27 protein-coding genes are annotated in these 25760 nt (G+C 68.7%); 12 read left to right on the forward strand and 15 right to left on the reverse strand.

What is annotated here, in order from left to right:
• Nucleotides 1-75 precede the first annotated feature (75 nt).
• The 5 genes from G315_RS0112845 to G315_RS0112865 all read right to left on the reverse strand — a co-directional run bounded on the left by G315_RS0112845 (nt 76) and on the right by G315_RS0112865 (nt 4261).
• Nucleotides 76-735 carry a hypothetical protein gene (locus G315_RS0112845; RefSeq protein WP_018951039.1) on the reverse strand — a complete coding sequence of 220 codons (660 nt, stop codon included), beginning with the start codon at nt 733-735 and terminating at the stop codon, nt 76-78.
• Between the two features lie 220 nt (nt 736-955).
• Nucleotides 956-1759: a class I SAM-dependent methyltransferase gene (locus G315_RS0112850; RefSeq protein WP_019612637.1), complete on the reverse strand. Its 804-nt coding sequence runs from the start codon at nt 1757-1759 to the stop codon at nt 956-958.
• On the reverse strand, nt 1756-2808 hold the full coding sequence (locus G315_RS0112855; RefSeq protein ID WP_019612638.1) for a glycosyltransferase family 4 protein: 1053 nt from the start codon (nt 2806-2808) through the stop codon (nt 1756-1758). The genes G315_RS0112850 and G315_RS0112855 overlap by 4 nt, the downstream gene beginning before the upstream one ends.
• A gap of 5 nt (nt 2809-2813) precedes the next feature.
• Entirely contained in the window at nt 2814-3212 is a 399-nt protein-coding gene (locus G315_RS0112860) for a 6-carboxytetrahydropterin synthase (RefSeq protein ID WP_018951042.1), read from the reverse strand.
• 38 nt (nt 3213-3250) lie between these two features.
• Nucleotides 3251-4261, reverse strand: coding sequence for a zinc-binding alcohol dehydrogenase (locus tag G315_RS0112865; RefSeq protein WP_019612639.1), 1011 nt, complete (start codon nt 4259-4261; stop codon nt 3251-3253).
• Between the two features lie 136 nt (nt 4262-4397).
• On the opposite strand from G315_RS0112865, the gene G315_RS0112870 reads away from it, so the two are divergent.
• Nucleotides 4398-5177, forward strand: coding sequence for a CDP-alcohol phosphatidyltransferase family protein (locus G315_RS0112870; protein WP_019612640.1), 780 nt, complete (start codon nt 4398-4400; stop codon nt 5175-5177).
• Nucleotides 5170-5808 carry a YceI family protein gene (locus tag G315_RS0112875; RefSeq protein WP_018144432.1) on the forward strand — a complete coding sequence of 213 codons (639 nt, stop codon included), beginning with the start codon at nt 5170-5172 and terminating at the stop codon, nt 5806-5808. Before G315_RS0112870 ends, G315_RS0112875 begins: the two co-directional genes overlap by 8 nt.
• A 466-nt stretch (nt 5809-6274) precedes the next feature.
• Here the strand turns inward: G315_RS0112875 and G315_RS0112880 are convergent, their stop codons facing one another.
• From G315_RS0112880 to G315_RS0112895, 4 genes are all read right to left on the reverse strand, one after another.
• On the reverse strand, nt 6275-6487 hold the full coding sequence (locus G315_RS0112880) for a putative motility protein (protein WP_018144433.1): 213 nt from the start codon (nt 6485-6487) through the stop codon (nt 6275-6277).
• 280 nt (nt 6488-6767) lie between these two features.
• Nucleotides 6768-7397, reverse strand: coding sequence for a class I SAM-dependent methyltransferase (locus tag G315_RS0112885; RefSeq protein WP_018144434.1), 630 nt, complete (start codon nt 7395-7397; stop codon nt 6768-6770).
• A gap of 278 nt (nt 7398-7675) precedes the next feature.
• On the reverse strand, nt 7676-8329 hold the full coding sequence (gene folE, locus G315_RS0112890) for a GTP cyclohydrolase I FolE (RefSeq protein WP_019612641.1): 654 nt from the start codon (nt 8327-8329) through the stop codon (nt 7676-7678).
• Nucleotides 8330-8353: 24 nt separating this feature from the next.
• Nucleotides 8354-9160 carry a DUF3429 family protein gene (locus G315_RS0112895; RefSeq protein WP_018144436.1) on the reverse strand — a complete coding sequence of 269 codons (807 nt, stop codon included), beginning with the start codon at nt 9158-9160 and terminating at the stop codon, nt 8354-8356.
• A 122-nt stretch (nt 9161-9282) separates the two neighbouring features.
• Here G315_RS0112895 and G315_RS0112900 point away from each other — a divergent pair, with 122 nt between their 5' ends.
• The 8 genes from G315_RS0112900 to G315_RS0112935 all read left to right on the forward strand — a co-directional run bounded on the left by G315_RS0112900 (nt 9283) and on the right by G315_RS0112935 (nt 17164).
• Nucleotides 9283-10656 (forward strand): NAD(P)/FAD-dependent oxidoreductase, encoded by a 1374-nt coding sequence (locus G315_RS0112900; RefSeq protein ID WP_018176025.1) that lies wholly within the window; start codon nt 9283-9285, stop codon nt 10654-10656.
• Nucleotides 10657-11427, forward strand: coding sequence for a DUF1365 domain-containing protein (locus G315_RS0112905; RefSeq protein ID WP_018176026.1), 771 nt, complete (start codon nt 10657-10659; stop codon nt 11425-11427).
• Entirely contained in the window at nt 11427-12683 is a 1257-nt protein-coding gene (locus G315_RS0112910; RefSeq protein WP_019612642.1) for a cyclopropane-fatty-acyl-phospholipid synthase family protein, read from the forward strand. The genes G315_RS0112905 and G315_RS0112910 overlap by 1 nt, the downstream gene beginning before the upstream one ends.
• Entirely contained in the window at nt 12664-14028 is a 1365-nt protein-coding gene (locus G315_RS0112915; protein ID WP_019612643.1) for an MFS transporter, read from the forward strand. Before G315_RS0112910 ends, G315_RS0112915 begins: the two co-directional genes overlap by 20 nt.
• The gene (locus G315_RS0112920; RefSeq protein WP_019612644.1) at nt 14025-14615 is read left to right on the forward strand and encodes a chalcone isomerase family protein; all 591 of its coding nucleotides are present in this window, start codon (nt 14025-14027) and stop codon (nt 14613-14615) included. The genes G315_RS0112915 and G315_RS0112920 overlap by 4 nt, the downstream gene beginning before the upstream one ends.
• Before the next feature lie 369 nt (nt 14616-14984).
• Nucleotides 14985-15482 carry a GNAT family N-acetyltransferase gene (locus G315_RS0112925; protein ID WP_018176030.1) on the forward strand — a complete coding sequence of 166 codons (498 nt, stop codon included), beginning with the start codon at nt 14985-14987 and terminating at the stop codon, nt 15480-15482.
• A 382-nt stretch (nt 15483-15864) separates the two neighbouring features.
• Nucleotides 15865-16347 (forward strand): hypothetical protein, encoded by a 483-nt coding sequence (locus tag G315_RS0112930; RefSeq protein ID WP_019612645.1) that lies wholly within the window; start codon nt 15865-15867, stop codon nt 16345-16347.
• A complete protein-coding gene (locus tag G315_RS0112935; protein ID WP_019612646.1) occupies nt 16313-17164 on the forward strand; it encodes a hypothetical protein in 852 nt (283 codons plus the stop codon). Before G315_RS0112930 ends, G315_RS0112935 begins: the two co-directional genes overlap by 35 nt.
• Nucleotides 17165-17345: 181 nt before the next feature.
• Here G315_RS0112935 and G315_RS0112940 read toward each other — a convergent pair whose 3' ends face one another.
• The 6 genes from G315_RS0112940 to G315_RS0112965 all read right to left on the reverse strand — a co-directional run bounded on the left by G315_RS0112940 (nt 17346) and on the right by G315_RS0112965 (nt 24574).
• Nucleotides 17346-18380, reverse strand: coding sequence for a porin (locus G315_RS0112940; protein WP_019612647.1), 1035 nt, complete (start codon nt 18378-18380; stop codon nt 17346-17348).
• A 1066-nt stretch (nt 18381-19446) separates the two neighbouring features.
• Nucleotides 19447-20634, reverse strand: a complete 1188-nt coding sequence (locus tag G315_RS0112945) for an FAD-dependent monooxygenase (protein ID WP_019612648.1) — start codon at nt 20632-20634, stop codon at nt 19447-19449.
• Complete coding sequence (locus G315_RS0112950; RefSeq protein WP_019612649.1) at nt 20631-21893, reverse strand: FAD-dependent monooxygenase; 1263 nt, start codon at nt 21891-21893, stop codon at nt 20631-20633. The genes G315_RS0112945 and G315_RS0112950 overlap by 4 nt, the downstream gene beginning before the upstream one ends.
• A 427-nt stretch (nt 21894-22320) precedes the next feature.
• Nucleotides 22321-23649 (reverse strand): Xaa-Pro aminopeptidase, encoded by a 1329-nt coding sequence (gene pepP / locus G315_RS0112955; protein ID WP_026304762.1) that lies wholly within the window; start codon nt 23647-23649, stop codon nt 22321-22323.
• A 32-nt stretch (nt 23650-23681) separates the two neighbouring features.
• Nucleotides 23682-24287, reverse strand: coding sequence for a UPF0149 family protein (locus G315_RS0112960; RefSeq protein ID WP_018176036.1), 606 nt, complete (start codon nt 24285-24287; stop codon nt 23682-23684).
• Nucleotides 24287-24574 (reverse strand): hypothetical protein, encoded by a 288-nt coding sequence (locus G315_RS0112965; protein WP_018168504.1) that lies wholly within the window; start codon nt 24572-24574, stop codon nt 24287-24289. The genes G315_RS0112960 and G315_RS0112965 overlap by 1 nt, the downstream gene beginning before the upstream one ends.
• Nucleotides 24575-24791: 217 nt before the next feature.
• Between G315_RS0112965 and G315_RS0112970 the strand changes: the two genes are divergently transcribed.
• The gene (locus tag G315_RS0112970) at nt 24792-25019 is read left to right on the forward strand and encodes a cell division protein ZapB (protein ID WP_018176037.1); all 228 of its coding nucleotides are present in this window, start codon (nt 24792-24794) and stop codon (nt 25017-25019) included.
• Nucleotides 25016-25318 carry a cell division protein ZapA gene (locus G315_RS0112975; RefSeq protein ID WP_019612650.1) on the forward strand — a complete coding sequence of 101 codons (303 nt, stop codon included), beginning with the start codon at nt 25016-25018 and terminating at the stop codon, nt 25316-25318. The genes G315_RS0112970 and G315_RS0112975 overlap by 4 nt, the downstream gene beginning before the upstream one ends.
• The last annotated feature ends 442 nt before the right edge of the window (nt 25319-25760 follow it).

Raw genomic sequence — 25760 nt, forward strand, 5'->3', positions numbered from 1 at the left:
AAAAGGCCCCGGAGGTGTACACCCCCGGGGCCTTTTCGGTTGCCCTGCCCGCGCCTTCCGGCGGCGCGAAAAGACCTAGCGGTACTGTCGCAGGTGGCGGGCGCCATCGCGGTGGTGGCGGTCATACACCGGCGCCAGGCGCTCGATCATCGAACGCCGCTCGCTTGTCGGCAACAGCCCCAGGGCGCTGTCCCAGGCCCGCATCGCGCCCGCGGCATCGTCAGCGGCATACAGGGCGTTGCCCAGCTCGCCGTAGAGGTCGGCACGCTGCGCCGAGGTGGCCGGAATGTCTTCCAGTGCCGTGCGCAGCACCTCGACCGCCTCCTCGGGTCCGCCCCGCCAGTAGGCGACACGCCCGGCCTCCAGCGCCTCCTGCACCTGCCGCGCGACCTCTTCTTCGCTCATCGGCTCGCCGGTGGCCCGGAGCTGCGCCTGTTCCTGCGGGTCCGGAATCGGGCGCTGTGCGCTGCCCTCGTCCTCACGCTCGTAGGCCTCGCCCGTCATCGGGTCCATGTCGCCCTCCGACAAACGCCCCTCACGCGGCGCTGTTTCGTCCGCTGGGGCCGGGGCATCCTCGGCCACTGCAACGGCCTCGACATCCGTGTCCTCCGGCACCGCATCGGCGCTGGGGGCCAGTACATCGCGCGCCGACCAGGCGATCAGCCACAGCACGATCACGATCAGGATCCAGTAGCGATTAACGAAACTTCTCTGCTTGTTGTCTGCCTGTTCCATGCCTCACCTTTTCCGGTTTTTCCATTGGCGGAGCGACTCGGGCAACACGGATGAATGCATTCATCAGCGCTTCTCCGGGCTCTCCGTCAAGCGTTCATTCCATTACCTATTTCTATCCTGCACCGAAACGCCTTCCAGAGCGAACAGGATAATGGACAGCACATCGGCGCCAATTCTCCCTTGTAAGGGGATGCTGATTAAAACACCCGGGCGGCGTGGGTCAGCGCAAACCGAGCACATCCTGATGCCCGACGGTCAGCTCGACCTCGCCGCGGGCGAGCGCCACGGCGCGCGCCTCGCCCCAGGCACGCAGATCCGCCGCCCGGCCCGGGTCGATCGCGCTGGCCGCGGCCACCCAGCCGTCGATCAGGGCCGCACCCAGCCCCGCCCGATGCGCGTCAATCCGCCAGTCACTGGCGCAGGTTTGCACCCCGTACCCCAGCCCCTCGAGCCGCGCCGCACAGGCCGGCGCGGCGGTCGGCCCCAGGGCCGGGCCGAACCCCTTGTCCGAGCGCTGGTGCCGATTGACCGCGTCCTCCAACTCGGCATCCAGGGCATGCGGCTGCGACCAGCGAATCCGCCCGTCATAACTCAGTGCGAACAACACCGCGGCACCCTGTTCGGCGCAGGCCGCAAGCAACCGGTCCAGCCAGGCCTCCGAAACCAGATCCAGCAGCGCCGAACCCGTAACCAGCGACGATTCGCCCGCGAGGGCCGCACCCGGATCATCGGCCAGGTCGCTCACCCACCGCTCGAGCTCGATCCCGGCGCCGGTAGCGCCGGCGCGGGCCAGCAGCCCGGCATCGTGATCCACCAGCCGCCAGTGTTGCGGGGGCGGCAGTCGCGGCGCGAGGTAGCGCAGGTTGGAGCCGGTGCCACTGCCCAGATCCGTCACCTGAAGGGGGCCGGCGACACGACGCCCAGCCAGATGCGCACGCAGGGATTCGACCAGGGCCTCCGGCCGGGCGGCATGATCGGCTGCCTCGCGCAGGGCCAGCCAGTCGGCGTCGAAGGATTCCGTCATTGCAACCACGCCTCCAGCGTCTGTTCCAGTGCGGCCACCGCACCATCCCAGTCCGAACGTTCCGCCATCGCGTCGCGTGCCATCCGTCCCATCCGGTGGCGCGCTCCAGCATCGACCAACAAGGCGTCGATGGCCGCGGCAAGCGCCCCGGTATCTCCCGGCGGAAGCAGCCGGCCGGCCGCCTCCGGCACGGTCGCAGGGATCGCCCCACCGGTGGTACCGATCACCGGCAGGCCGCGCGCCATCGCCTCGGTATAGGCCATGCCGAAGCCCTCGTAAGCGCTGGGCAGGACAAACAGCGAGGCCCGCCCGTACCAGCCCTCCAGCGCCGCATCATCGCATTCGCCGGCCCACTCGATCCGGTCTCCAAGCCCGGCCTCGGTGATTGCCGCCTCCACCCGCTGCACATAGGCCGCGTCCCGCACCCGCGAACCCACCAAGACCGCCCGCCAGTCCGTGGTCCGTATGCACGCCAGGGCCTGCACCAGTTCCAGCTGGCCCTTGCGCGGCACGACCGAGCCCACACAGAGCAGCAGCGGCCGCTCGCCGGGACCGGGCCCCAACGCCTGCGGCCGCGCTTCGATCCCCGGCGGTATCGCCTGGAGCCGCCCGGAAGACACCCCCCAGGTGGCCACCTGCCCGGCGGTGAAGGCACTGGTGGCCAGCACGCCCTCGACCTGACCCACAGCAGCGCGTTCACGCGCCAGCAGGTCATCGGCCCGCGCCGGTTCCAGCCCGGTCTCCAGGCCTAGCGGGTGATGCAGCAGATAGATCAGATGCAGGCGCTCGGCGTGGCGGGCCAGCACCCCGGGAAAGGCACCCGCCGCCAGGCCATCCAGCAGCACGGCCCGCCTATCGGGAAAGCCCGCAAGCGCGGCGTCCAGGGCCGACTCGGCCGCCGGGTTCGGCCCGGGGAATGCCCCCTCCAGCTCGCGCACCGTGACCGTCCAGCCGCGCGCCCTCAAGCCCGCGACCATGCGCGCATCGTAGCGATACCCCCCGGTGCGCTGCTCCAGCGACCCCGGCACCACCAGGCCGAGCTCACGCATTCGGCTCAGGGTGCCGCCTCGTAGCTGGCCCAGGCCACGTGCGACTCGTTCAGGGTTACGCACACCGCGTCCAGCTCGCGGGCCGATTCGCCCAGCTCACCGGCATGGATGGCGCGCGCCACGCGCTGATGCAACGCATGGGCGAGGAACTCGGTGGTGGTGTTCTGGCCGCGAAACTCCTCGCGCTCGTCCAGGTTCTGGTAGTTCAGATCGCCCAGGAGGGCCTTGACCACCTCGCTGGCGCGGCCGATATCCACCACCAGACCGTCGGCATCCAGGGCCTTGCGGCGGAAGGTCACGTCGACCACGTAGGTCGCGCCGTGGAGCTTCTGGGCCGGGCCGAAGGTCTCGCCGGCAAAGCTGTGGGCGATCATAAAATGATCACGGACGTTCAGGCTGTACATCGGGCAGTTCCCCGCAGGTCGCGTTAATCGGAAAAGGGTCAATAACGGATACGGTGGCACAGCGTGCGTTCGGCCTCAGGCCCGGAGACACGCTGCATCGCCGTCGGCAGGTCGGCGAACGCATCCTCGCCACTGATCAGGGCATCCAGCGCCGGATCGGTCAGCAGCGACAGCGCCAGCGCCAGGCGGCGGCGATAGTCCCAGCGCGCCGCGCGCTCCGGCGGGATGCGTCCGACCTGCGAGCTGCGCAACGTCAGCCGCCGCGAGTGAAAGGCCTCGCCCAGCGGCGCCGGCACCGGCTGATCGCCGTACCAGCTCATCTCCACCACCCGGGCCTCGACCCCGGCGAGCGCCAGCGCCTGCTCCAGCCCGGCCGGGTTGCCGCTGGCATGCACGACCCCGTCCAGGCCCTGCAGGTCCGGATTCGCTTGCGCCGCGTCCGGGGTGCAAAGGCTCAATCCCAGCCGGGCCGCCACAGCCTCGCGCTGGGGGTTGGGGTCGATCAACGTCACCTCGGTGCCGGGGATCGCCCGCAGCAGCCAGGCCACCAGCAGCCCGACCACCCCCGCCCCGATTACGGCGATACGATCCCCCGGACCGGAGTGCGCATCCCAGACTGCGTTGATCGCCGTCTCCATGTTGGCCGCCAGCACCGCGCGCTCCGCGGGCACCGCATCCGGGATCGGGACCACCGCGGCCGCGGGAACGACGTAGGCGCTCTGGTGCGGATACAGACAGAACACCCGCTGCCCGAGCGGCACATCCCCTTCGCCCCCCGCCTCGACCATTCCGACGCTGATGTATCCGTACTTGACCGGCCCGGGGAACTCGCCCGCCTGGAACGGCGCGCGCATTGCCTGATGCTGGCTCGCGGGGACCCGGCCATGAAAGACCAGCGACTCGGTCCCACGACTGATCGCGGAAAACTGCGTGCGCACCCGCACCTCCCCCGACACCGGCTCCGCCAGTGCCTCCGGGCGCAGTTCGCCCGTGCCGGGACCGACCACCCAGAAGGCCTGTTCGGGAGCCGGCGTGTTCACCGGAAGCACTGCAAGGTCAGGGTGCAAGGCGGCGTCATCATCCGCGCAGTGTGGGCGAAGCGTATTCCAAGCGGCAACTCCCGGCGCGCGGCGTGGTCGCAAGGCAAGGCCCCGGAGACCTCCAACGGAGGGCTACAATCCCCCCATGGAATCATCCACCGCCAAACGTCGCTCCGCGGCGCGGATACGGACCGGTCTCCGCGTCTGGGCGGCCGACGGGCTCGTCGCCGGCCTGCTGGGCCTGGTCGTCACGGCAACGCTGATGCTGCATGCCGAACTGGGACCGCACGCAATCCTCGGCTTTGTCGTGCTCTGGTTCATGCTCGGCGCCCTGCTCGCCACCACCACCCCCCCGGACGGACTGGCCCGGGACGGGCGTGGCCCCGGCCCGGCCAACCGGGTCACGCTGCTGCGCGCCGCCCTGACCGCACCCCTGGGGGCCCTGGTATTCGCCCCCCCTGCCACGGGTGACCCATTGCTGGCCCTCTGGGTGATTGCGCTGGCGGGTCTGGCCCTGCTGCTGGACGGGCTCGACGGGGCCGTCGCGCGGCGCACCGACAGCGCCACCGCATTCGGCGCCCGCTTCGACATGGAATTGGACGCAGCGATGATCCTGGCTTTGTCCGTGCTCGCCTGGCAGATGACCGCGGTCGGCCCCTGGGTGATGCTGATCGGGCTGATGCGCTATGCCTTCGTGCTGGCCGCCCGCCCCTGGCCCTGGCTGGCCGGGGCTCTGCCACCCAGCCGCCGCCGCCAGACCGTCTGCGTGCTGCAGACCGTGGTGCTGCTTCTGGTGCTGATCCCCGGCCTGCCCGCCAGCGCCGCCATCACCATCGCCCTGGCCGGGCTACTGGCCCTCGGCCTGTCCTTTGCCGTGGATATCCACTGGCTCTACCGCCACCGACCGGAGGTGTGTCATGACTGACGCCCGCAACCACCGCTTTTCCAGCCGCCTGCGCTCCGCGCTCCTGACCTGCCTGATGACCGCGACCTTCGCCCTGCCCGCTGCCGCCCTGGCCGATGCCGACCGCTGGGTCATCGACCCCGACCACTTCGCAGTCGGTTTCCTGGTCGATCACGCCGGCTACGCCAAGGTCATGGGCATGTTCCTGGAGGCCGAGGGCGAGTTCACCTTCGACCCGGACTCGGGCGAACTGGAGGGCGGCTTCTTCGTCATCAAGACCGACAGCGTGTTCACCAACCACGCCGAGCGCGACGACCACCTGCGCAACGAGGACTTCCTGCACGTCGAGGCGTACCCGGAGATGCGCTTCACCGCCACGCGCTACCAGCCCACCGGCGAGAACACCGGGCGCCTGAGTGGCGGCCTGGAGCTGCTGGGCGAGACCCGCACCATCCATCTCGACGTGACCATCAACAAGGTCGGGCGCTACCCGTTCCCGCTGGGTGGCCTGTTCGGCCGCCCGTACGTGCTGGGGGCGTCGATGCGTGGCAGCTTCGATCGTTCCGATTTCGGCATGACCTACGGCCTGACCCGCGACATCGTTGGCGACGAGGTCGAACTGATGATCGAGTTCGAGGCGCAGCGGCAGTAACGGACGGCCGCCTGAATGGGTTCACCACGAAGCACTCAAAGAGACGAAGGAAACACCGGGGCGTGTAACCACAGAGGGCACCCAAGGCACGGAGCATGGAAGGCTCCCGGCCTGCCGCGCAGGGCGGGCGCGACGGCTCTGGACGGAAGACCGCGTGATCGCGGGGTCCGGGGGCATCCGGACGCAGCGGCTCCGACATCCGGGACCAAAACACTCCCGCGTCATCCCGGCCGTAGCGCAGCGCAGAGCCGGGATCTCCAGCCCATGACCCCCACGCCGCCGCGCACCCCCGCGAGATCCCGGATCACCGCTGCGCGGTTTCCGGGATGACGATGTAGGAGGCGCCTGGAGACACGGGCCCGCACGGGCCTTGAGCCTGGCTGACGCTCGTTGCTAATCAGGAAACGAAAAGGCCCCGGGTAGTAACGCGCCGGGGCCTTGCAGGGCGAAAGGACTGGGGGGGGCGTCAGGCGGTCGTGTTGATGTTGGTGCCCACGTTTGCCGGCAGACCCTGCGTGGCGGCCTGCATCTCGCCAATGTCGGGCAGTGCCTCCAGCATCGACTGAGCGGCCATCTCCTGCGACTCCATCGCCTTCTTCTGCAGGGCCACATCTTTCTGCATGGCCAGCTGCTGCTGGCTTTGCTGGGTGGCCGTTGCGGCAATCGCGCTTGCGTCCATCCTGGTACTCCCGGAATCTGAATGTACAGGCCCGCCAGCGCTCAGGACGACGGACCTGCCCCCGGTGACGGCCGTATCCCGCAAGACTTGAGCCTCCATGCACGATTTTTTCGCACGCGGGAGAATTTTCAACGCACAACCGCACGAACGGCGATTAGCACCGGAACCCTCGTCCCTAATCCCTTCCCTTCTCCGTGCCCTCTATGTCCGCTGTGGCGCAACCCGCCCTTAGCCTTCTTCGCACTTGCATGCACTTCGTGGTGAACAAGGCCCTCGACCTTCAATCAGTCTTCCCGGCGTTGTGTCCGGCAGGACCTTCGGGCGCTCGGCAGACCCGCGCGGCAAAGCGCCGCATCACGCCACGGGCCACGCGATCCTCGGGTTCGATACAGAACCCGGCCTGCTCCACCGCGGCCTCGGTATCGCGATTCGGATGGCAACCGCCGGTGACGCAGGTCCAGGCCGGCTGCACCCGGTCCTGCGCCCGTCCCAGCAGCGGGCGGGTGTGGCGCACATGCTCCAGCATGCGCAGCGCGCCGCCGTCCGCCAGCACCCGGCGCACCTCGCCCAGGGCCCGCGGCGGGTCCTGGACGCTGCAGAAAACCAGGCCGGAGACCACGCTATCGAACACCCCATCCGCAAATGGCAGCGCCTCGGCCTTCGCCACCACCAGCGGGACCGTCGGCGCACGGCGTCGCGCCCACCGCAGCGCGGCCAGGTCCGGATCCATGCCGATCACTTGCGTCGGATCCGCGTACAGCGGCAGATCGCGCCCGGTCCCGCAGCCGACCTCCAGCACCCGGCCTTCGGCGCCCTCGACCAGGCGCCGTCGCCAGCGACGCAGCCCCAGAAGATCGGCACCGGCCATCAGGCCGTCATACAGCCAGGGGATCTGTTCAAGACCGCGCATCGCGACTCCGTGGGTGCCAGGGGAGGAGAAATGTGACGCATGCCACATTCTTTCGGCGGGTGGCAGGAACCTGTTTCCACAGTCCCTGTCCACTTATACAAGTTGCGGAAATCATCGGCTCGTGGCAACGGCAGCCGGTGATCCGCCGTTCGGACGCAAACCCTCCATCACACGGGTGTCCGAATGATCTTTGGCCCGGCGTCTTCGCCGGGCCATTTTTTTGTGTGGCCGCTCCGACCGGTACAGGCTGACGCGTTCGCGCCAGCACAGCGTCCCCCTCAGTTGCCGGTACGCCCGATCAGATTGAGGAATTCGCGCCGGGTTCGGCCGTCCTCGCGGAAGGCGCCCAGCATCACCGAGGTCGCCATCGAGGAGTGCTGCTTCTCCACCCCGCGCATGGTCATGCACATGTGCTTGGCATCCACCACCACGCCAACCCCCTTGGCCCTCGTCACCTGCATCAGCGCCTCGGCAATCTCGCGGGTCAGGCTCTCCTGGATCTGCAGCCGCGCGGCGAACATGTCCACGATGCGGGCAATCTTCGACAGGCCGATCACCTTGCCATCGGGCAGGTAGGCGACATGCACCTTGCCGATGATCGGCAGCAGGTGATGCTCGCACAGGGAGTACAGCTCGATATCGCGCAGCAGGACCATCTCGTCGTTATCGGACGAGAACAGCGCATCATTCACGATGGTGTCCAGGTCCTGCTGGTAGCCACGCGTCAGATATTGCATGGCCTTGGCTGCGCGCATCGGCGTGTCCCGCAGGCCCTCGCGTTGCGGATTCTCGCCGAGCCCGGCGAGAATCTCGCGGTAGTGCTCGGCGAGTTGTTCCGGGGCGGCCAGCGGCTGGCCCGAGGCAGGGGTGGCCGTCGGCTCGTCGGCCATGCGGTCATCTGCGTTCATCGATGGTTCCTTGTTCTCGTTCATTCTCGCGTTCTTCCTCTTTCCTGCTCAGGCCGCGATGGTGACCGCGAGGCCGGAGGCCAGGGCCAGCATCGCGCCCACGGTCAGCACCAGGCGCAGACCGAGATAGCCACGGGGCAACGCCCGCCGTTGCAGGCTCAGCCGATCCACCCACCACACCCCAAGAAACAGCACGGCCAGCGTCATCAAGGCCTGCGGCAGCGGCTGCAGCACCGCCAGCCAGGCCAGGACGGACGGCACCACCGCCCACACCGGCGCCGAGAGCGGACCCACCCGGTGCTGCCGATCCGCCAGATAGATTCCCCAGTGGACCGCCCCCAGGAACGACAGGATCACCGCACCATAGAGCGCCAGGGCCTCCAGTGCGAAAACCTGCCATTCGGGCTGGGCCATCCAGGCCCCGATGCCGAAGAACGCGAAGGGTAGCAGCCCGGCGTACCCGAGCACCTGCAACGCAGGTGCCGGGGTATCCGGGCGCGCGCCCTCGCCGCGCGCCTGCAGGGCCCGGTGGCCCAGGTACTCGCGCAGTTCAGGGAGGCCGCCGATCACCCCTTCGCGCGTCACAAACAGCGGCAGCACCGCGGCGCCGGTGGCCTGTTGCAACGCATGGAACTGCTCGCGGTTATGGGCCGAGCCCATGCCCCACTCCAGCCGCTGCCAGCGCCCCGGGGCCGTCGCCTTCAGAAGCGCCTCGGCATCCCGGAAATCCGACAGCCCGGAGGTGATGCCCACGATCTCGTGGGTCGTCAGTGCATCGCGCACCTCTGCCGGCCACTCCGGTGCGCCCGCTTGCGCCTGCTTGTCTGTGTTCACGATCCGCGTCTCCCGCTGCACCTGTTTCGCGGTAAACCGCCCTCCTATTGGAAGCCGGGGAACTTTTTACCGCCACCATTTACAAATATTGTACAGTTATTGTATAAGATGTACATCGCCCTGCGGCCCGGAGATCCACCACCATGCAACGCTCGCGCATCGCCGTCATCGGCGGAGGCATCGCCGGCCTGTCCGCCGCCTGGATTCTGCAGACCCGGCACCAGGTCCAACTGTTCGAATCGGAACCGGAGCTCGGCGGCCATGCCCATACGGTGGAGGTACCCGATCCGCAGGGCCACACGGCCATTGATACCGGCTTCGTGGTCTACAACGAGCGCAACTACCCCCTGCTCACCCGCCTGTTCACGGAACTCGACGTCCCCACCCAGGATACGGACATGTCCTTCGGCTACTCGCGCCAGCCCGCGGGCGTCGAGTATGCCGGCTCCGATCTGAACACCCTGTTCGCGCAGCGCCGCAACCTGGTGCGCCCGACCTTCCTGCGTATGGCTCGCGATATCCTGCGCTTCAACCGCCTGGGCAAGGGCCTGTTCGAGCGTGGCGAAAGCCCGGAGGGCACGCTCGGCGCGTTCCTCGCCCGACACCGACTGGGCCGCGGCTTCGCCGAGGACTACCTGCTGCCGATGGCGGCCGCGATCTGGTCCTGCCCGCCCGAGGAGATCCGCGAGTTCCCGGCCGCCAGTTTCCTGCAGTTCTTCCACAACCACGGCCTGCTGGATCTGCGTGATCGCCCGCAATGGCGCACGGTGGTCGGCGGCAGCCGCGAGTACGTCCAGCGGCTCGCGGAGCGCCTGGAACCCGGCAGCGTGATTCACCAACCGGTGCGCGCAGTGATCCCCGAGGCCGACCGGTGGCGGGTCCTGACCCACGATCAGGCAGCGGGGTTCGACGCGGTCGTGTTCGCCTGCCACGCCAACACCGCGCGCTGGCTGCTGAACAAGGCCGACCCGGCGCGCGAGCGTCTGCTCGCCGCCTGCCGCTTCCAGCCCAACCGCGCGGTACTGCACACCGACCCGGCGCTGATGCCCCGCTCGCGCCGCGTGTGGTCCTCCTGGAACTATCTCTCCGGGCGCTCCACCCAGGCGCGCGACAGCGTCTCGGTCTCCTACTGGATGAACCGCCTGCATCGCCTGGAACGGCGCCAGGACTACATCATCAGCCTGAACCCCTGGCGCGAGCCGCACCCGAACACCGTGCTCGGCGAACAGCACTGGGAACACCCGGTCATGGACACCGCGGCCGAGAAGGCGCGTCAGCGCCTCGCGGCCACCCAGGGCGAGAACAACCTGTACTTCGCCGGTGCGTGGATGGGCTACGGCTTCCACGAGGATGGACTGCGCTCGGCCGTTTCCATCGGGCGATCGCTGGGCATCGAACCGCCCTGGTCCTGCCCTGCGGACCCCCCCATGCAGACCGCCCGCCAACCGGGCTCCGCCATTCACGGCGGCGTAGCGGCACCGGCGCACGCGCCGCCTGCGCAATCCCGGAGCGCGTGAATGGACGCCGCCCTGGTCCATGGCACGGTGCTGCACCAGCGGTTCTTTCCGCAGCAATATCGCTTTCGCTACCCGGTAACCAGCGCGCTGTTCGATATCGATCGCCTGGCGGAGACCACCCGGCACTGCCGTCTGTTCTCGCTGAATCGCTTCAACCTCTTCAGCCTGCGCACCCGCGACCACGGCCCGCGCGATGGACGCCCCTGGCGCCCGTGGATCGAGGCCCACCTGGCCGAACACGCCATCGACCTGGCCGGTGGCCCGATTCACCTGCTGACCATGCCGCGCGTCCTCGGGCACGCCTTTAACCCGCTCAGTGTCTGGTACGCCCGGCATGCCGACGGCGAACTGCGCGCCATCCTGCTGGAGGTGCGCAATACCTTCGGCGAGCACCACCACTACCTGCTGCACGAGAACGGCGCCCCCATGGCCCTCCCCGTGCGCCAGGAAAAGAACAAGGCCTTCCACGTCTCACCGTTCATCGACATGCACGCGCGCTACGCCTTCACCCTGACGCCGCCGCGCCTGCAGTCTGGCGCATCGCTGCGCATCGCGATCAACGAATACCAGGACCAGGACCTGATGCTGGTGGCCTCGCAACACGGGCGCCTGCGCCCGTTCAGCGACCGCGCACTGCTGGCCGCCTTCCTGAAGAAACCCTGGATGACCCTCAAGATCCTGCCGCTGATCCACTGGCAGGCTCTCAGAATCTGGTGGCGCGGCGGGCGCTATCACCCACGGCCCGCACCCCCCGCACAGGAGATCGACTAATGGCCCTCGACCACATCGACACCCCGCAGGAAGGCACAACCCGGCCCGACTGGGCCCTGCGCCTGGTTGCCCGCGCCCTGAAGGACATCGACACCGGGCAGATCACCCTGATCGGTCCGTCGGGCGACCGCATCACCGTGCGCGGGCGCAAGGCCGGCGTCGAGGCGGTATGGCACTTCCGCCGCCCGTGGCGGGCCATCCTGCGCCTGCTGCGCCACGGCGATATCGGCTTCGCCGAAGGCTTCATCAGTGGCGACTGGATCACCCCCGACCTGCAGACGCTGCTGCGCTTCGCCACCGACAACGAACAGGCCCTGGCGCCGATGGCCGAGCGCCCGACATGGCAGCGTGCCATCGACCGCATGCGCCACTGGATGCACCGCAACAGTCGCCGCGGAAGCCGCGCCAATATTCGCTTCCACTACGATCTCGGCAACGACTTCTACAACCTGTGGCTGGACCGCACGATGAGCTATTCGTCGGCACTGTTCACCCGCGGCGACGAGGCCCTGGAACAGGCCCAGGCGCAGAAGTACACCCGCCTGCTGGATCAGCTGAACGCCGAGCCCGGCGCACACATCCTCGAGATCGGCTGCGGCTGGGGCGGCTTTGCCGAGATGGCCGCGCAACGTGGCTACCGCGTCACCGGCGTGACACTCTCGCAGGAGCAACTCGACTATGCCCGCGCCCGCATCGAACGCGCCGGCCTGAGCGACCGCGTGGAACTGCGTCTGCAGGACTATCGCGACCTGCAGGGCACCTTTGATCACGTGGTCTCGATCGAGATGTTCGAGGCCGTGGGCGAACAGTGGTGGCCGACCTTCTTCGCCAAGGTCCGCAGCTGCCTGCGCCCAGGCGGCCGCGCGGCGCTGCAGGTCATCACCATCGCGGAAGAGGCCTTCGAGTACTACCGCCGCAACGCGGACTTCATCCAGCTCTACATCTTCCCCGGTGGCATGCTGCCCTCGGTCCCGCGCTTCAACGCAGAGGCCGAGCGCGCCGGGCTCGCGGTCGAGGACCAGGCCCTGTTCGGCGAGGACTACGCGCGCACGCTGCGCCACTGGCACCGGGAGGTCCGCCAGGCGGAGCCGGTCATCGAGGCGCTGGGCTACTCGCAGTCGTTCCTGCGCATGTGGCGCTACTACCTCGCCTATTGCGAGGTCGGCTTCGACACCGCCCGCGTGAACCTGATGCAGGCGGTTCTGCAAAGCCCCGTCCAGCCCGCCGCGCCGGGCCATGACCCCGCGAACCGATGAGGTGAGCACCCTTCGCTGGCCGCGGCTGTTCGCCTACGGCGGCCTGGGCATGCCCCTGGCCGTCCTCGGCCTGCCGCTGTATGTCTTCCTGCCCGCGCACTACGCCGAGCACACCGGCCTGGGCGTTACCCTGGTCGGCGTCTTCCTGCTGCTGGCGCGACTGCTGGACGTCGTCACCGACCCGCTGATCGGCCATCTGTCCGACCGCATCCCCGGTGCCTGGCGGCGGCGCGCGGTCATGCTGGCGGGCGTCCCGCTGCTGCTGATCGCCGCGCCCTTCCTGTTCCGCCCACCGGCCGATGCCGGCGCCTGGTATCTACTGCTCTTCAGCACCCTGGTCTACCTCGGCTGGACACTGGTCGCCCTGCCCTATGCCGCCTGGGGCGCCGAGCTCTCCGGCGACTACCACGAGCGCTCGCGCATCACCGCCGCGCGCGAGGGCTTCGTCGTCCTGGGCACAGTAACGGCCGCCGCGCTCCCTGCGGTCCTTGGCCTGCAGGACGATGCCGGCGCGGCGCTGGCCACCCTTGCAGTCCTGCTGTGGGTGCTGCTGCCGATCGCCTTCGTAGTCCTGCTCTGGCGGGTTCCGGAACGACCGGGGCGCCTGGCGCCGGTGCCCTGGCGCGCCGGCTGGACCCTGCTGCGGTCCAACCAACCGTTCCGCCGCCTGGTCCTCGCCTGGGTCCTGAACGGCACCGCCAACGCCATCCCGGCCACCCTGTTCCTGCTGTTCATCACCCACGTGCTGGAGGCCCCCGGACACGCCGGGCCACTGCTGCTGGTCTACTTCGCCACCGGCATCCTTGCGCTGCCCCTGTGGCTGCGCCTCGCCCGCCGGCTGCCCAAGCACCGGGTGTGGACGCTCTCGATGCTGCTCGCCTCGGCCTTCTTTATCTGGGTCCCGTTCCTCGGTTCCGGCGATGTACTCGCGTTCTACGCCATCACCGTATTGACCGGGCTCAGCCTCGGTGTGGACCTGGCGCTGCCGGCCGCGATGCAGGCCGACGTGATCGACCAGGACACCGCCGACGGCGGCGGCGAGCGCGCCGGACTGTTCTTCGGGCTGTGGGGCATGGCCACCAAGCTGGCCCTGGCCCTTGCGGTGGGTCTCAGCTTCCCGCTGCTGGGCCTGGCCGGCTTCTCGGCCGACGGTGACAACGGCTCCACCGCCCTGCTCGTGCTAGCGCTGGCCTACGCCGGCCTCCCGGTGCTGTTCAAGCTCGCGGCGATGGCCCTGATCTGGGGCTTCCCCATCGACGCCGACGCCCAGCACGCCCTGCGCGAACGCATCCACGCGCGCGAACGCGCCGCACCTTCAGCCCAGCCCGGAGGAACCACCCCATGAATAGCCACGCCACCCGCCGCGGGACCCTGCTCGCATCCATGCTGCTGCTTGCACTGTTCCTGACCGTCGCACCCGCCAGCGCCACGACCGAGATCGACGGCGTCCGCTTTGCCGACGCGGTCACGATCGACGACACGACCGTCCCGCTGCGCGCCGGGCGGCTCTATCGCTACACCATCTTTCGGGTCTACGTCGGCGCGCTCTACGTCCCGGAAAACGTCGCTCCGGACGATGTGCTGACGGCCGACGTGCCCAAGCGCCTGGAACTGGAGTACTTGCGCGCCATCAGCGCCGACGACTTCCGCAAGAGCGGCAACCGCCTGCTCGAAGACCAGCAGACCCCGGAAACCCTTGCGGCCCTGTCCGACCGACTCGAGACCTTCAACGCCGCCTACCGCGACATGGAAGCGGGCGACCGCTACGCCCTGGAATACCGCCCGGGCCACGGCACCCACCTGCTGCAAAACGGCACACCGCTGGTCGAGGTCCCCGGCCACGACTTCGCCACGGCCTACTTCGGTATCTGGCTGCACCCGGAAGAGCCCCTGTCCCGCCGCTTCCGCGACACCCTGATCGGCCAACGCTGAATCCGTCGCATCCCGGTTGCCCGCAGTTGCATTCGCGCAAGTGCATCGCAGGCTCAAACCAGGCGCCAAACATTCACCCGTCAACGCGAGGCGCGAAGCGCCGTGGCGAGCGCCCCGCCCTGCCACCCGCACGCGCCCATGGATGGCCGCGCGGCGCGCACAACGACAAAAGGCACCTCCGGTTCATGCACAGTGATTGGTTCGCGCGGCTCACGATCCGCTAACTGACTCACAGGAAGATTGCCCCAACGTAGACTAGACTTTTCCGTTCGGGACCCAGGGCCAGGAAGGCCGGGGAGCCATTCATCCACCCGTCCGCTCGCGTACGGATCGGGGCTCTCCCTCACAGCGTTCCGACGGAGGATTGCCATGCAACACCGCATCGCCTTCCGGGAGGCCACCTGGCCTGCCGACGCCGAGGCACTGTCCCAAGTTCGCTGCGAGGTCTTCGTCGAGGAACAGGGCGTGCCCGAACCACTGGAGTTCGACGGCCTGGACGCCGCCGCCCTGCACTGGCTGGCCACCGGGCCAGGGGACGAACCGGTCGGCACCCTGCGCATGCTGCCTTCCGGCCAGATCGGCCGCATGGCCGTGCGCGAATCCTGGCGCGGACACGGCATCGGCTCGCGCCTGCTGGACTGCGCCGTCCACGCCGCCGCCCGCCACGGCTGGCGCGAGGTCTGGCTGAACGCCCAGAGCACCCGCATCGGCTTCTACGCCCGCCACGACTTCTTCGTCATCAGCGACACCTTCGAAGACGCCGGCATCCCCCACCGCCGCATGCTCCACCGCATCCACTCCCCGATCCCACGACCCAGCCAACCCTGGAGCCACCCGAACCACGGCCTGGCCGCGCATCCGCTATAGCCTACCCCCCCGGGGCCGGGCTCCTCGTGATGCGATTCGCTACGCTCATCGGCATCCTACGAGGGTCATTATGGGGGCCGACTCGCCCGCGAATCGGCAACACCCCTCACCCCGCAACGCCCACAAACGTAGGGTGCGTTGAGCCCTGCGAAACGCACCACTCACGGCGGGGGCATCCACCCCCCACGATGCGATTCGCTGCGCTCTTCGGCATCCTACGAGGCATTCTGTGGGAGCGTGCCTGCACGCGAATCCCCGCCCCGAAACCAACGAATCCAGCCGGCCCCCGACGCCGCACGAAACCACCACCGTACCCAGAGATGCGAACACACCCGCACTCGCCTATGCTGAGAGGAGCACCCAGCACGCGAGCGAAACGCCGATGACCACCCCCGAACGCGACCCGACCCTGATCGACGCCGAGGCCCTGCTGGCCGAACTCCTGGCCGCCACCCGCCGGCGCCTCTGGCTGCATGCCCGCGTCGCGCTCCTGGCCGAGATCGCGGGTGCCGACCTCGGCGCCGAGCTGGCCGGCATCGCGCGCCGCAATCGCCACACCGATATCCGCCTGCTGGTGGACGACGATCTCGCCCTGAAGGAACAACTCCCGAGCCTGGTCGAGAGCATCAAGCGTCTGCCCAGCGCCGTCTCGGTGCGCCGGCTGGTGGCCGCGGAGGAAAGCCCGCTCACCGTCACCGCCATCGCCGATCACAGCGGCTGGATGCAGCTCACGCAGGCCGGCGGCCGCCGCATCCTGCGCGGCGACGTCGAGGACCGGCCCGGCACCCAGCGCGCAGCCCAGGATTTCGAGGCCAACTGGAGTCTCAGCGATGAAGCCGTCGAGCTCCGCCGCCTCCTCGTCTGACATGCCCCGCATGGTGGATCGGCGCCGCTGGCTACGGGGCGCCCTCGCACTAGCCGCCGGCACGCTCCTTCCCGGGGCCGCGCTCGCGCGTGAACCCCACGCCGAGGTCGCCGTTCTGCCGCTGCAAAACCGCCCGGCCCACAGCCTGCTGCCCGAGCTCCAGGCCCTGTTCGGCGAAACCGCCACCCTGCGCGGCGACGGCTTCCGCCTGCTGGTGCGCGCCGACGCCCGCACCCTCCAGCAGATCCGCGAGGTCGTCGCCGAACTTGACGCCCCGACCCAGGACCTCATCCTCTCCGTGCGCCGCCACAGCGACGCCCCACGAACCGAACGCGGCAGCGGTTTCGAGTTCGAGAGCGGCCCGGACGGCACCGAAGGGCGCATCACCACCCAGCGCCTGCGCACCACGCGCCGCGACGACCAGACCCAGCACCTGCGCCTGCGCGAAGGCACCGACGCGATCATCCTGGTCGGCGAGACCCGCACCGCCGGCTTCCGCATCATCCACGGCCGCGCCGGCGTCGGCGTCGAACCCCTGCTACAGGACACCGCCCGCGGCTTCCGCGTGCGCCCCCAGGTCCAACCCGACGGCCGTGTGCGCGTCGCCATTGCCCACCTCCACGAACGCCCCCTCGCGCGCGGCGCCGTGGACCGCGACGCCGTCGACACCCAGCTCACCCTGGAGCCGGGCGCCTGGCATACCCTCGGCGGTGCCCACAGCAAGAGCGCCGCCGAGCAGCGCGGCCTCGCCTCCCGCCGAACCACCCGCGACCGCGACACCCTCACCCTCGAAATCCGCGTCGATCCCGTCCGCTGAACCGCCCGCTTTCGGCCGCCCTGCGCTCCGACGGTACCCGGCGCCGATCGCCATACCCCCCCCCCAAAAACGCAAAAAGGCCCCAACGGGGCCCGGTCTCGCATAAAAAACGGGGCCCCTGGGGGCCCCGCAAAACAAGCTACAAACTTGTTGTTATACCGCTTGGTAGCAGTGTCCGATCTTAGAAGGACACTCGCATACCGCCGCCGACGCCGGTGAACGACAGATCGCCGGTGTCAGGAACGATCGCTGCATTATCGGCGCTGGTATAGCCAACGCCAGCGAACGCCATCACGCGGTTGCTGAAGTTGTGCTTAACCGCCAGAGCAACGTACTCGCGATCCATATCGTTATCGGCGTCGGTCATGCCAAGGTTCAGCACGAAATCGTTGCGGCCCATCGAATAGGTACCCGAAACAAAGGCGGTCTGGAAGTCCATGTTGTTGCCACCACGGTCGGCGTCTTCAAACTCGCCGACAACGCGGAACGGACCGCTTTTCCAGTCAGCACCAATCTTGGTGTTGCGGTAATCGTAGTTCACGCCGCCACCCTGGTAGTCATCGGCATTAACGTGCGCGACGTACAGGTCAACCGGACCGAGATCGAAGTTCAGGCGACCGGAGAACGCGGTGTTGCTGTCGTCGTTGTTATCCAGGAAAACGCCGAGGTCGAGGCTCATCATGCCGAAGCTGTTGCTGTAGCGAACGCCACGGTCCACGTAGGAACCGTTACCGAAACCGCCTTCAGGGCCACCACCCAGGCGGGCACCGTTGGTGCGGGCCTGCAAGAAGGTACCGTTCAGCGGATCCTTGCCAGCGGTGTTGTAGGAGGAAGACATACGACCGGCGATCACGCGGCCAAAGTTGCCGTCGAGGCCGACGTAGATGTCGCGGTTTCCGCTGTTAAAACCAGCACTACCAGCGGCACCGGTACGGAAGTCACCTTCGAGCTTGGCGAGGGCGGTCATGCCGTTGCCCAGATCGTGGTTGACCATCACGCCGATGCGGTTCGGCCCGGCACCATCGCTTGCGGAACCCAGGCCACCGGCGTCGTGCTGGCGGAAGCCGCTTTCGAAAGTGTCACCATCGCCGGAGGCGCTGTGATGGACGATCTGCGTCTGCAGCTGGCCGAACAGGGTGACGTCGGAGTCGGCGGCGGCGAAGGCCGGGACTGCGAAGGCGCCGGCAACGGCGACGGCAAGAATCTGTTTTTTCATGGTGCGTATCTCCCAGGAGAGGTGTGTTGTTCGTTTCTTACGCCGCATCCACGGTCGATGCCGCGAATGACAGGTGTTTTATATACACCACGGTGTCTCGTTTCAACCCCTGGGCGAGAAAAAATTGCCACAGTTGGGCGGTAAACGTGACGCAGGATGGGTTTCGGAAGATCAAACACTTGCGGAAACAGGCTACAGAAAGGTGCGAGATATCTGGCAACTTGCTGAATCGAGGGGAGCATTAGGATCGACTTACCTTCCTGGGGGGCGGGCGAACGGGTGGCTTGGTCAGGTTTTTCATATTTTTTCGGGATTTGCTTCGTGCGGGGGTTTTGCAACGCTCGCAAGGCAGGTCAATGCGATGCAACGCCCGTTGTTTTTTTGCAACGAGGTCGTTTTCGGGTGGCGACGAGGAGGGTGTGTTGTGGAAATGCTACATGTCCTTGGGCTGTTGAAGTGTGGCCGGGAGTCGACACGCTTGCGCCGATCAGGCTTTGGCAGGGGCTTCGCGGCCGAGGCCGCTCCTACAGGGGGCATGGTGGGCGGTTGAAGCGCGGGGGTTCATCCGGAGATCCCGGCTCTTCGCTTCGCTGCGGCCGGGATGACGGTGTGCAGGACTCGTCTCGGGCTCTCTTCGAACAAGACCTCGGCCACCCGCCGCCGTCATCCCGGAAACCGCGCAGCGGTTATCCGGGATCTCGCACGTTCGGGGAACCCCGATCCCTTGAGGTCCCGGCCCTGCGCTTCGCTCCGGCCGATGACGGGTGGGGTGGACGTGTGGGCGGTATGCCGGGGGTTCGACGAACGGTCGGGGTGAGCGGGCGTGGCGGATGGGCGGCGTCGCGGGGACATGGCAGCGTGCCAGGGATCGATGAGGAGGGGTTCCCGAGGCCATGATGCGGTTCGCTGCGCTCAGCGCATCCTACGGGATACCACGGCCCGCCATGCACAGGGTCCAGCGAGCGCTGCCGCACCCGATCCCGGCTCGGACTGCGGTTTAAAGCACTCGTAGGATGTGATGAGCGCAGCGAATCGCATCACCCCGGGCCGAACAGCCTGGGTCGCCTTAATCGAGCCCGAAGGCTCGGAGCGCAAGGCGGCGCTTGAGGGGGGTGGCCTGGTCGACCAGGCGAATGCCGAGACCGCGCAGTTCCGGGAGGCCGGCGGCGTGGGTGCCGAAGATCAGGCGGAAGCCGTCCATGGCGCGTTGCATGAAGGCGTTCTCGCTGCGGCGGTCGCGGGTGTAGGCGCGCAGGACGGTCTCCGCGCCCGGGTCGCGGCGGGCGGGGCCGTGCAGGCGTTCGACCAGGGCGCGGGCGTCGGCCAGGCCGAGGTTCAGGCCCTGCCCGGCCAGCGGGTGGATGGTGTGGGCGGCATCCCCGGCCAGGGCCACGCGGCCGACGTGGTAGTCGCGGGCGTGGCGGGCTACCAACGGGAAGCTGGCGCGCTTGGAGGTGGCGGTGATCGCCCCGAGGCGGTGGTCGATGACCTCCGCCAGTGCCTGGCAAAAACTGGCGTCATCAAGCGCCAGGGTGTCGTCGGCCTGGTCTTCGGGCTGGGACCAGACAATGGAGCTGCGACCGTCCGCGAGCGGCAGGAAGGCGATGATCTGGTCGTCGACGAAGCGCTGCCAGGCGGTGTCCTCGTGCGGGCGCTCGGTGGTCACGGTCGCGACCACGCCGCGGGCGTGATAGTCCTGCTCGCGCACCGGGATGCCCATGCGGGTACGCAGGGGCGATTGCGCGCCATCGGCCGCGACCACCAGACGGGCGGAGGCCAGCGGCACATGTTGCGGGCCGTAGAGATCCACCCGATCCGGCCGAACATCGAGGCTCTTCCATTCCGTTTCCGGCCACAGGGCCACGCCGGCGGCCGCCAGCTCGGTCCACAGCACGGCCTCCAGGGCGGCGTGCTCCACGGTCCAGCCCAGCGCCGGTACGCCCAGCTCGTCGGCGTCGAAGCGGATATGCCCGGGGCCGTGGCCATCCCATACGGCCATGCCGGAGAAGGCATGGGCGCGGCGCGCCTCGAGGGCGTCCTGCACCCCCAGACGGGCCAGGAACTCCATGGAGGCGATGTTGAGCGTGGCGACGCGTGTCACCGGGGTCGCGTCGCTGAAGGTGGGCGCGGCATTGCGCTCCAGCAGCCCGACGCGCAGGCCCTGGCGGGCCGCGCCCAGCGCGATGGCGCCACCAACCGCGCCGGCGCCCACCACCAGCAGGTCCAGCACGTCGCGGGAACCGGACGCGCTCATGCCCCGCCCCCTGCGTCCGGCCGCGCGAGATGGCGCGCGGTATGGCGCGGCAGCGGGCCAAGGCCCATCGCCGCCTGTGCCAGGCGATCGCGCGCCGGGCGCAGGCGGTCGACGGCCATCATCCCGCTGCCCAGCGCATGCCCGCGCAGGCCCGCCGCGTGCAGCATGCCGCGGGCAAGGAAGTCGGTCGCGGCGACCACTCCGTTCACGTCACCGCGCCGGGCCCGGGCATAGGCGGCAAGTGTTGCGGGTGCGCCAGGGTCGACGACAAAGCCAGGCGCCCCGCCCTGCCCGCGCCCCTCGCGCAGCGCGCCCAGCAGGCTCGCCACATCGCGCAGGGCAAGGTTCAGCCCCTGCCCCGCCACCGGGTGCACCGCGTGCGCGGCATTGCCCAGCAGCAGCGCGCGGTCCGCGACCGGCTCCGGGGCATGCACCCGCTCCAGCGGGAAGCGCACCACGCGGCCCGCCGGGCGCAGCCGCCCCAGGGTCCAGCCGAAGCGGGCCTGCAGCTCGCGCAGGCGTTCGGCCTCGTCCAACTCCAGGCGGCGCTCGCAGACCTCCGGCGGGGCCACCCAGACCACGTTCATCCGCCCATCCGCCTGCGGCAGCAGCGCCAGCGGGCCTTCGTCGGTAAAGCGTTCGAAGGCCTGGCCGTTGTGCGGCCGCGCAGGCAGGACATCGAAGACCAGGGCATCCGCCGCATAACGCAGGCGGTTTACCGCAAGACCCAGGGCCTTGCGGGTGGGCGACTGGATGCCGTCGGCGGCCAGGATCAAGCGCGCCGCCCAAGTGCTCTCGCCTTCGGCGCCGTCGATGCGCAGTTCGCGTTGGCCGTCCGTCACCTTGCCCACGCCCGCCAGCGTCGACTGGTGGCGCACGTCCACGTCGGCGGCGCGACAGGCCGCATCCAGCATCGGCTCCAGCGCGACGGCCGGCACCACCTGGCCGAGGGCGTGGCGGCCCTGATCGGCTGCGTTCAGGTGGACGCGGCCCAGCCCGCCGCGGCGGCTGACGACAATGGAGCGGATCGCGGTCGCCCGTTCGGCCAGCGGCGCCCAGTAGCCCAGATCGTCCAGGAACTGCACGGAGCCGGCCGCCAGCGCATAGCCGCGGGTGTCGTGTGCGTGCGCGTCCGGTGCTGGCGGCGCGCCCCGCTCGAACAGCGTGACCGCGTAGCCCGCCCGCGCCAGGGTGCAGGCGGCGAGGCCACCCACCGGCCCGCCGCCAACGATGGCGATATCGCAGGTGTTCGTCGTCATACCACACCCCGGGCGGGTAGCCCCGACGCCGCTTTCGCGGGCAAGCCCGCTCCCACAAGACCCGCATCGGCCATCGCAGGATTCCGGTGCGTAGGATGCTGATGAGCGGAGCGAATCGCATCATCGGGCGCTCGGCCCCGGGGTGAGCGGTGCGTTTCACAAAGCTCAACGGACCCTACGGTTCTGGGCGGCCGGTGGTGCGTTGTCCGCTCCCCTTTCCCATGCATGCCCGCTCCCGCAAGACCGGTACCACCCATCACGTGATGTCGATTCGTAGGATGCTGATGAGCGCAGCGAATCGCATCACGAAGTGCGTGATCCCGCGATGGCCGGTGCGTTTCGCAGAGCTCAACGCACCCTACGGTTCTGGGCAGGCCCGCTCCCACTGGGGGCTGGTCCGGCACTGGGTGATGGCGGGCGGGCATGGTCAGTTCCAGCCCGGGAGGTCGCCGGCCATGCAGGCCTCGATGTCGGCGACGGTCTTGGGGCAGTGCGCGGTCAGGACCTCGTGGCCGTCGCGGGTGACGACCACGTCGTCCTCGATGCGCACGCCGATACCGCGCAGCTCTTTCGGTGCCTCGCTGTAGGGCCCGAAGTAGAGCCCGGGCTCCACGGTCATCACCATGCCCGGCTCGAGCTGGCGCCAGGCGTCGCCGACGCGATAGTCGCCGACGTCGTGCACGTCCAGTCCCAGCCAGTGACCGGTGCGGTGCATGTAGAACGGGCGGTAGGCCTGGTCGCGGATCAGCTTGTCCAGGCGGCCCTTGAGCACCCCCAGATCCTTGAGCCCGCGGGTCAACTCACGTACGGCGGTTACATGCGGGGTGTCCCAGTCGTTGCCGGGGCGGACCTGCTCGATCGCGGCGAGCTGCGCGGCCAGCACGCACTCGTAGACCTCGCGCTGGCGCTCGCCGAAGCGCCCGGAGACCGGGAAGGTACGGGTGATATCCGAGGCGTAGCCCTGCACCTCGCAGCCGGCGTCGATCAGGAGCAGGTCGCCGTCGTTCAGCTCCGCGCGGTTCTCGATGTAATGCAGGATGCAGCCGTTCTCGCCACCGCCGACGATGGAGGGGTACGCGGTCTCGGTCCCGTAGCGGTGGAACTCGTGCAGCAGCTCCGCCTCCACCGAGAACTCGGTCAGGCCCGGGCGGCAGGCCTGCATCGCCCGCACATGCGCCTGGGTAGAGATGGCCGCGGCATGGCGCATCAGCTTCAGCTCCGGCGCCTTCTTGAACAGCCGCTGCTCGTGCAGGTGGTGCTCCACCGCAACAAACTCGTGCGGCGCGCGCACGCCGTTGCGGGCCTTGGCCCGGACCTGGTTGACCCAGCCGAACAGGCGCTGGTCCAGGGGCTCGTCGCGTCCGAACGGCGCGGCCAGCACCGCGCGGTTCTCCATCAGCCCCGGCAGGATCTCGTCGATGTCCTCGATCGGGAAGGCGCACTCGGCCCCGTACGTCTCCATCGCGCCGTCCGGCCCCGCGCGCCGCCCTTGCCAGGTTTCCTGGGTGGGGTCGCGGTCGCGGCAGAACAGGATGTACTCGCCGGCCGGGCGGCCCGGCACCAGCACCGCCACCGCATCCGGCTCGGGGAAGCCGGTGAGATAGAGGAAGTCGCTGTCCTGGCGGAAGGGATATTCGACGTCCCGGTTGCGCGTACGCTCGTGGGCGGCCGGGACGACGATGATCGAGTCCGGCCCGATCGCCCGCATCAACCGCTGGCGGCGCCGGGCAAACTCGCCCTGCGGGATCTCCGGTATCCGGCCCGGCCGGGGGGCTTGTCGCGTTCGCGTCATTGCATCGGGATCCGTTTCGGGTCGTCCGGGGCCAGCTCGTCGGCGATCAGCAGCACGCCCACGCGCACGTATTCGTTGAGTTCCTCGAAGGCCGCCGCGTTGTCCTCGTCGTCGTCCGGTTCCAGTTCGATGCGAGCAATCTCGGCGAAGTCGCGCAGGATCTCGCTGGCCTCGGCCGAGGGCTTGAGCTTGGCCAGCCGCGGCGTCTGCCCCAGCCCGGCGATGAAGCCGTCCACCCACTCCGACAGGGCCTGAGCCTGCGCCTCGATGGCGTCGTCCTCCGGCAACAGCGGGCCAAAGCCCAGCTCCACGTCGTAGAGCTGCGCCAGCAGCGCGCGGCGGATCGCCTCCACGGTCTTGTCGAAGCGCTCTCCTGCGCCTTCGGTCAGTGGCAATGCCTCGCCGAGGCTGCCTTCCAGGGCATCGACGTCGGAACCCGGATCGGCTACCAGGCATCCGGTGAACAGCCCGTGGGCCGAGGCCGGCGTCTGCGCATAGCCCATGCTGCGCAGCCCGTGTTCGAGCTGCTCGCGCAGGGCCTCGGGGTCGCGCTCCAGGCCGTCCAGGGACTTGGCGTTTCCGGTGCCCGGTGAATGCGTCATCAGAAGGACTCCAGCCGCGCTTCGTAGGGGAACAGCAGGAAGCGGTAGAGATCGTCCCCCACCTGCAGATGGGTGAACTGCGGCTCGCCCAGCTTGATCGCGCTGGAGCCGGTGGAGGACAGCATGTTGAGACCGAAGCGCTTGTCCTCGATCAAGGCATTCAACAGCTGCTCCAGCTCCGGACGCGGCACAGTGCCCGTATTGTCGACAATCCGGCACGGCTTTCCGTTATGGGCCGTACCCTCGATCACGGTAGCGTCAGGGCCGGGTTCGGGTGGCTGGGTCATGGGCGACAACACTTGATGGCTAGGGAATTCCACGTATTGTGGCCAGCGCGGGTGCCAGCCCGCAACAAACCCCGGAATGCCTGGTGCACGAACGCGTACATTGACCGGCGTCTCCCTGTGAGTCACGCAAGTTGACGCTTCGCTCGAACGCCTCCTAGACTCCAGAGATTAACCGACTCGCGGCGAAAGCCGCACCTGCCACGCGGGGCCCGAGGCCATGCAGCCGAACGACGATTCAGCGATCGACCCGACCGAACGCCTGGAGGCCGCGATCGCACGCCTTCTGGAAGAACATGCGGCCCTGCGCGAGGAGAACCACCTGTTGCAGGAGCAGATCCGCCAGCTCAAGGGCGAACGCGCGACCTTCAAGGAACGCAACGAACAGGCCCGCCACCGGGTCGAGAACATGATCGCGCGCCTGCGCTCGATGGAGCACAGCGAATGAGCCAGTCCGAACCCGTCCGCGTCTCCATCATGGGCAAGGAGTACCAGATCGCCTGCCCACCGGAGGAACGCGCCGACCTGTTTGCCTCGGCGTCGCTGATCGACGAGCGCATGCGCGAGTTGCGCGATGGCGGGCGCATCGTGGGCGCCGAGCGCATCGCGGTGATGGTGGCGCTCAACCTGGCGCACGAGATGCTGGAGTGCCGGCAGCAGAAGGCCGGCGCGGACACCTCCGGGAGCTCGGAACGCCTGGTCGCCCTCGCCGACCGCATCGAGAAAACCCTCGGCTCGTCGCGCTAACGCGCCTGGCGGCGTCCCGCCGTCTTTTCCCTCCTGTATTCCGCAATACCCGGGTGCGGCCAACCACCCTGATGGCTAGCCCCAGTTCAACATCCGATGTTTACGGTGCCTTCGGTCCGCCGCCTGCCACGCGCTGACTCGCCAGCGCGCCCCGAGGTCCTTCTTTGCTCGTGCAAAGAAGGACCCAAGAAACACGCCCGACTGCCGCGACCCCGGCCCGCTGCGCGGGCCGGGGTTTCCCTCGCTCCGAGGCTTTTCGCGGGCGGCGCTGAACTCGCTACGCCTTCGGCTCCGCTCAGACATCCAGCGCCTTGAATCCCGCGAAAAACCTCTCCACTCGGCGCGACGACAACGGGGAGGTAGGTCCAAACAACGGCTATCCCGGCGCTATGGCCAATGGATGATTGCTAGGTGTTCATACATCTTCGGCACGCTCGGCCTT

Source organism: Thioalkalivibrio sp. AKL7, from assembly GCF_000381705.1.
GTDB lineage: Bacteria > Pseudomonadota > Gammaproteobacteria > Ectothiorhodospirales > Ectothiorhodospiraceae > Thioalkalivibrio > Thioalkalivibrio versutus.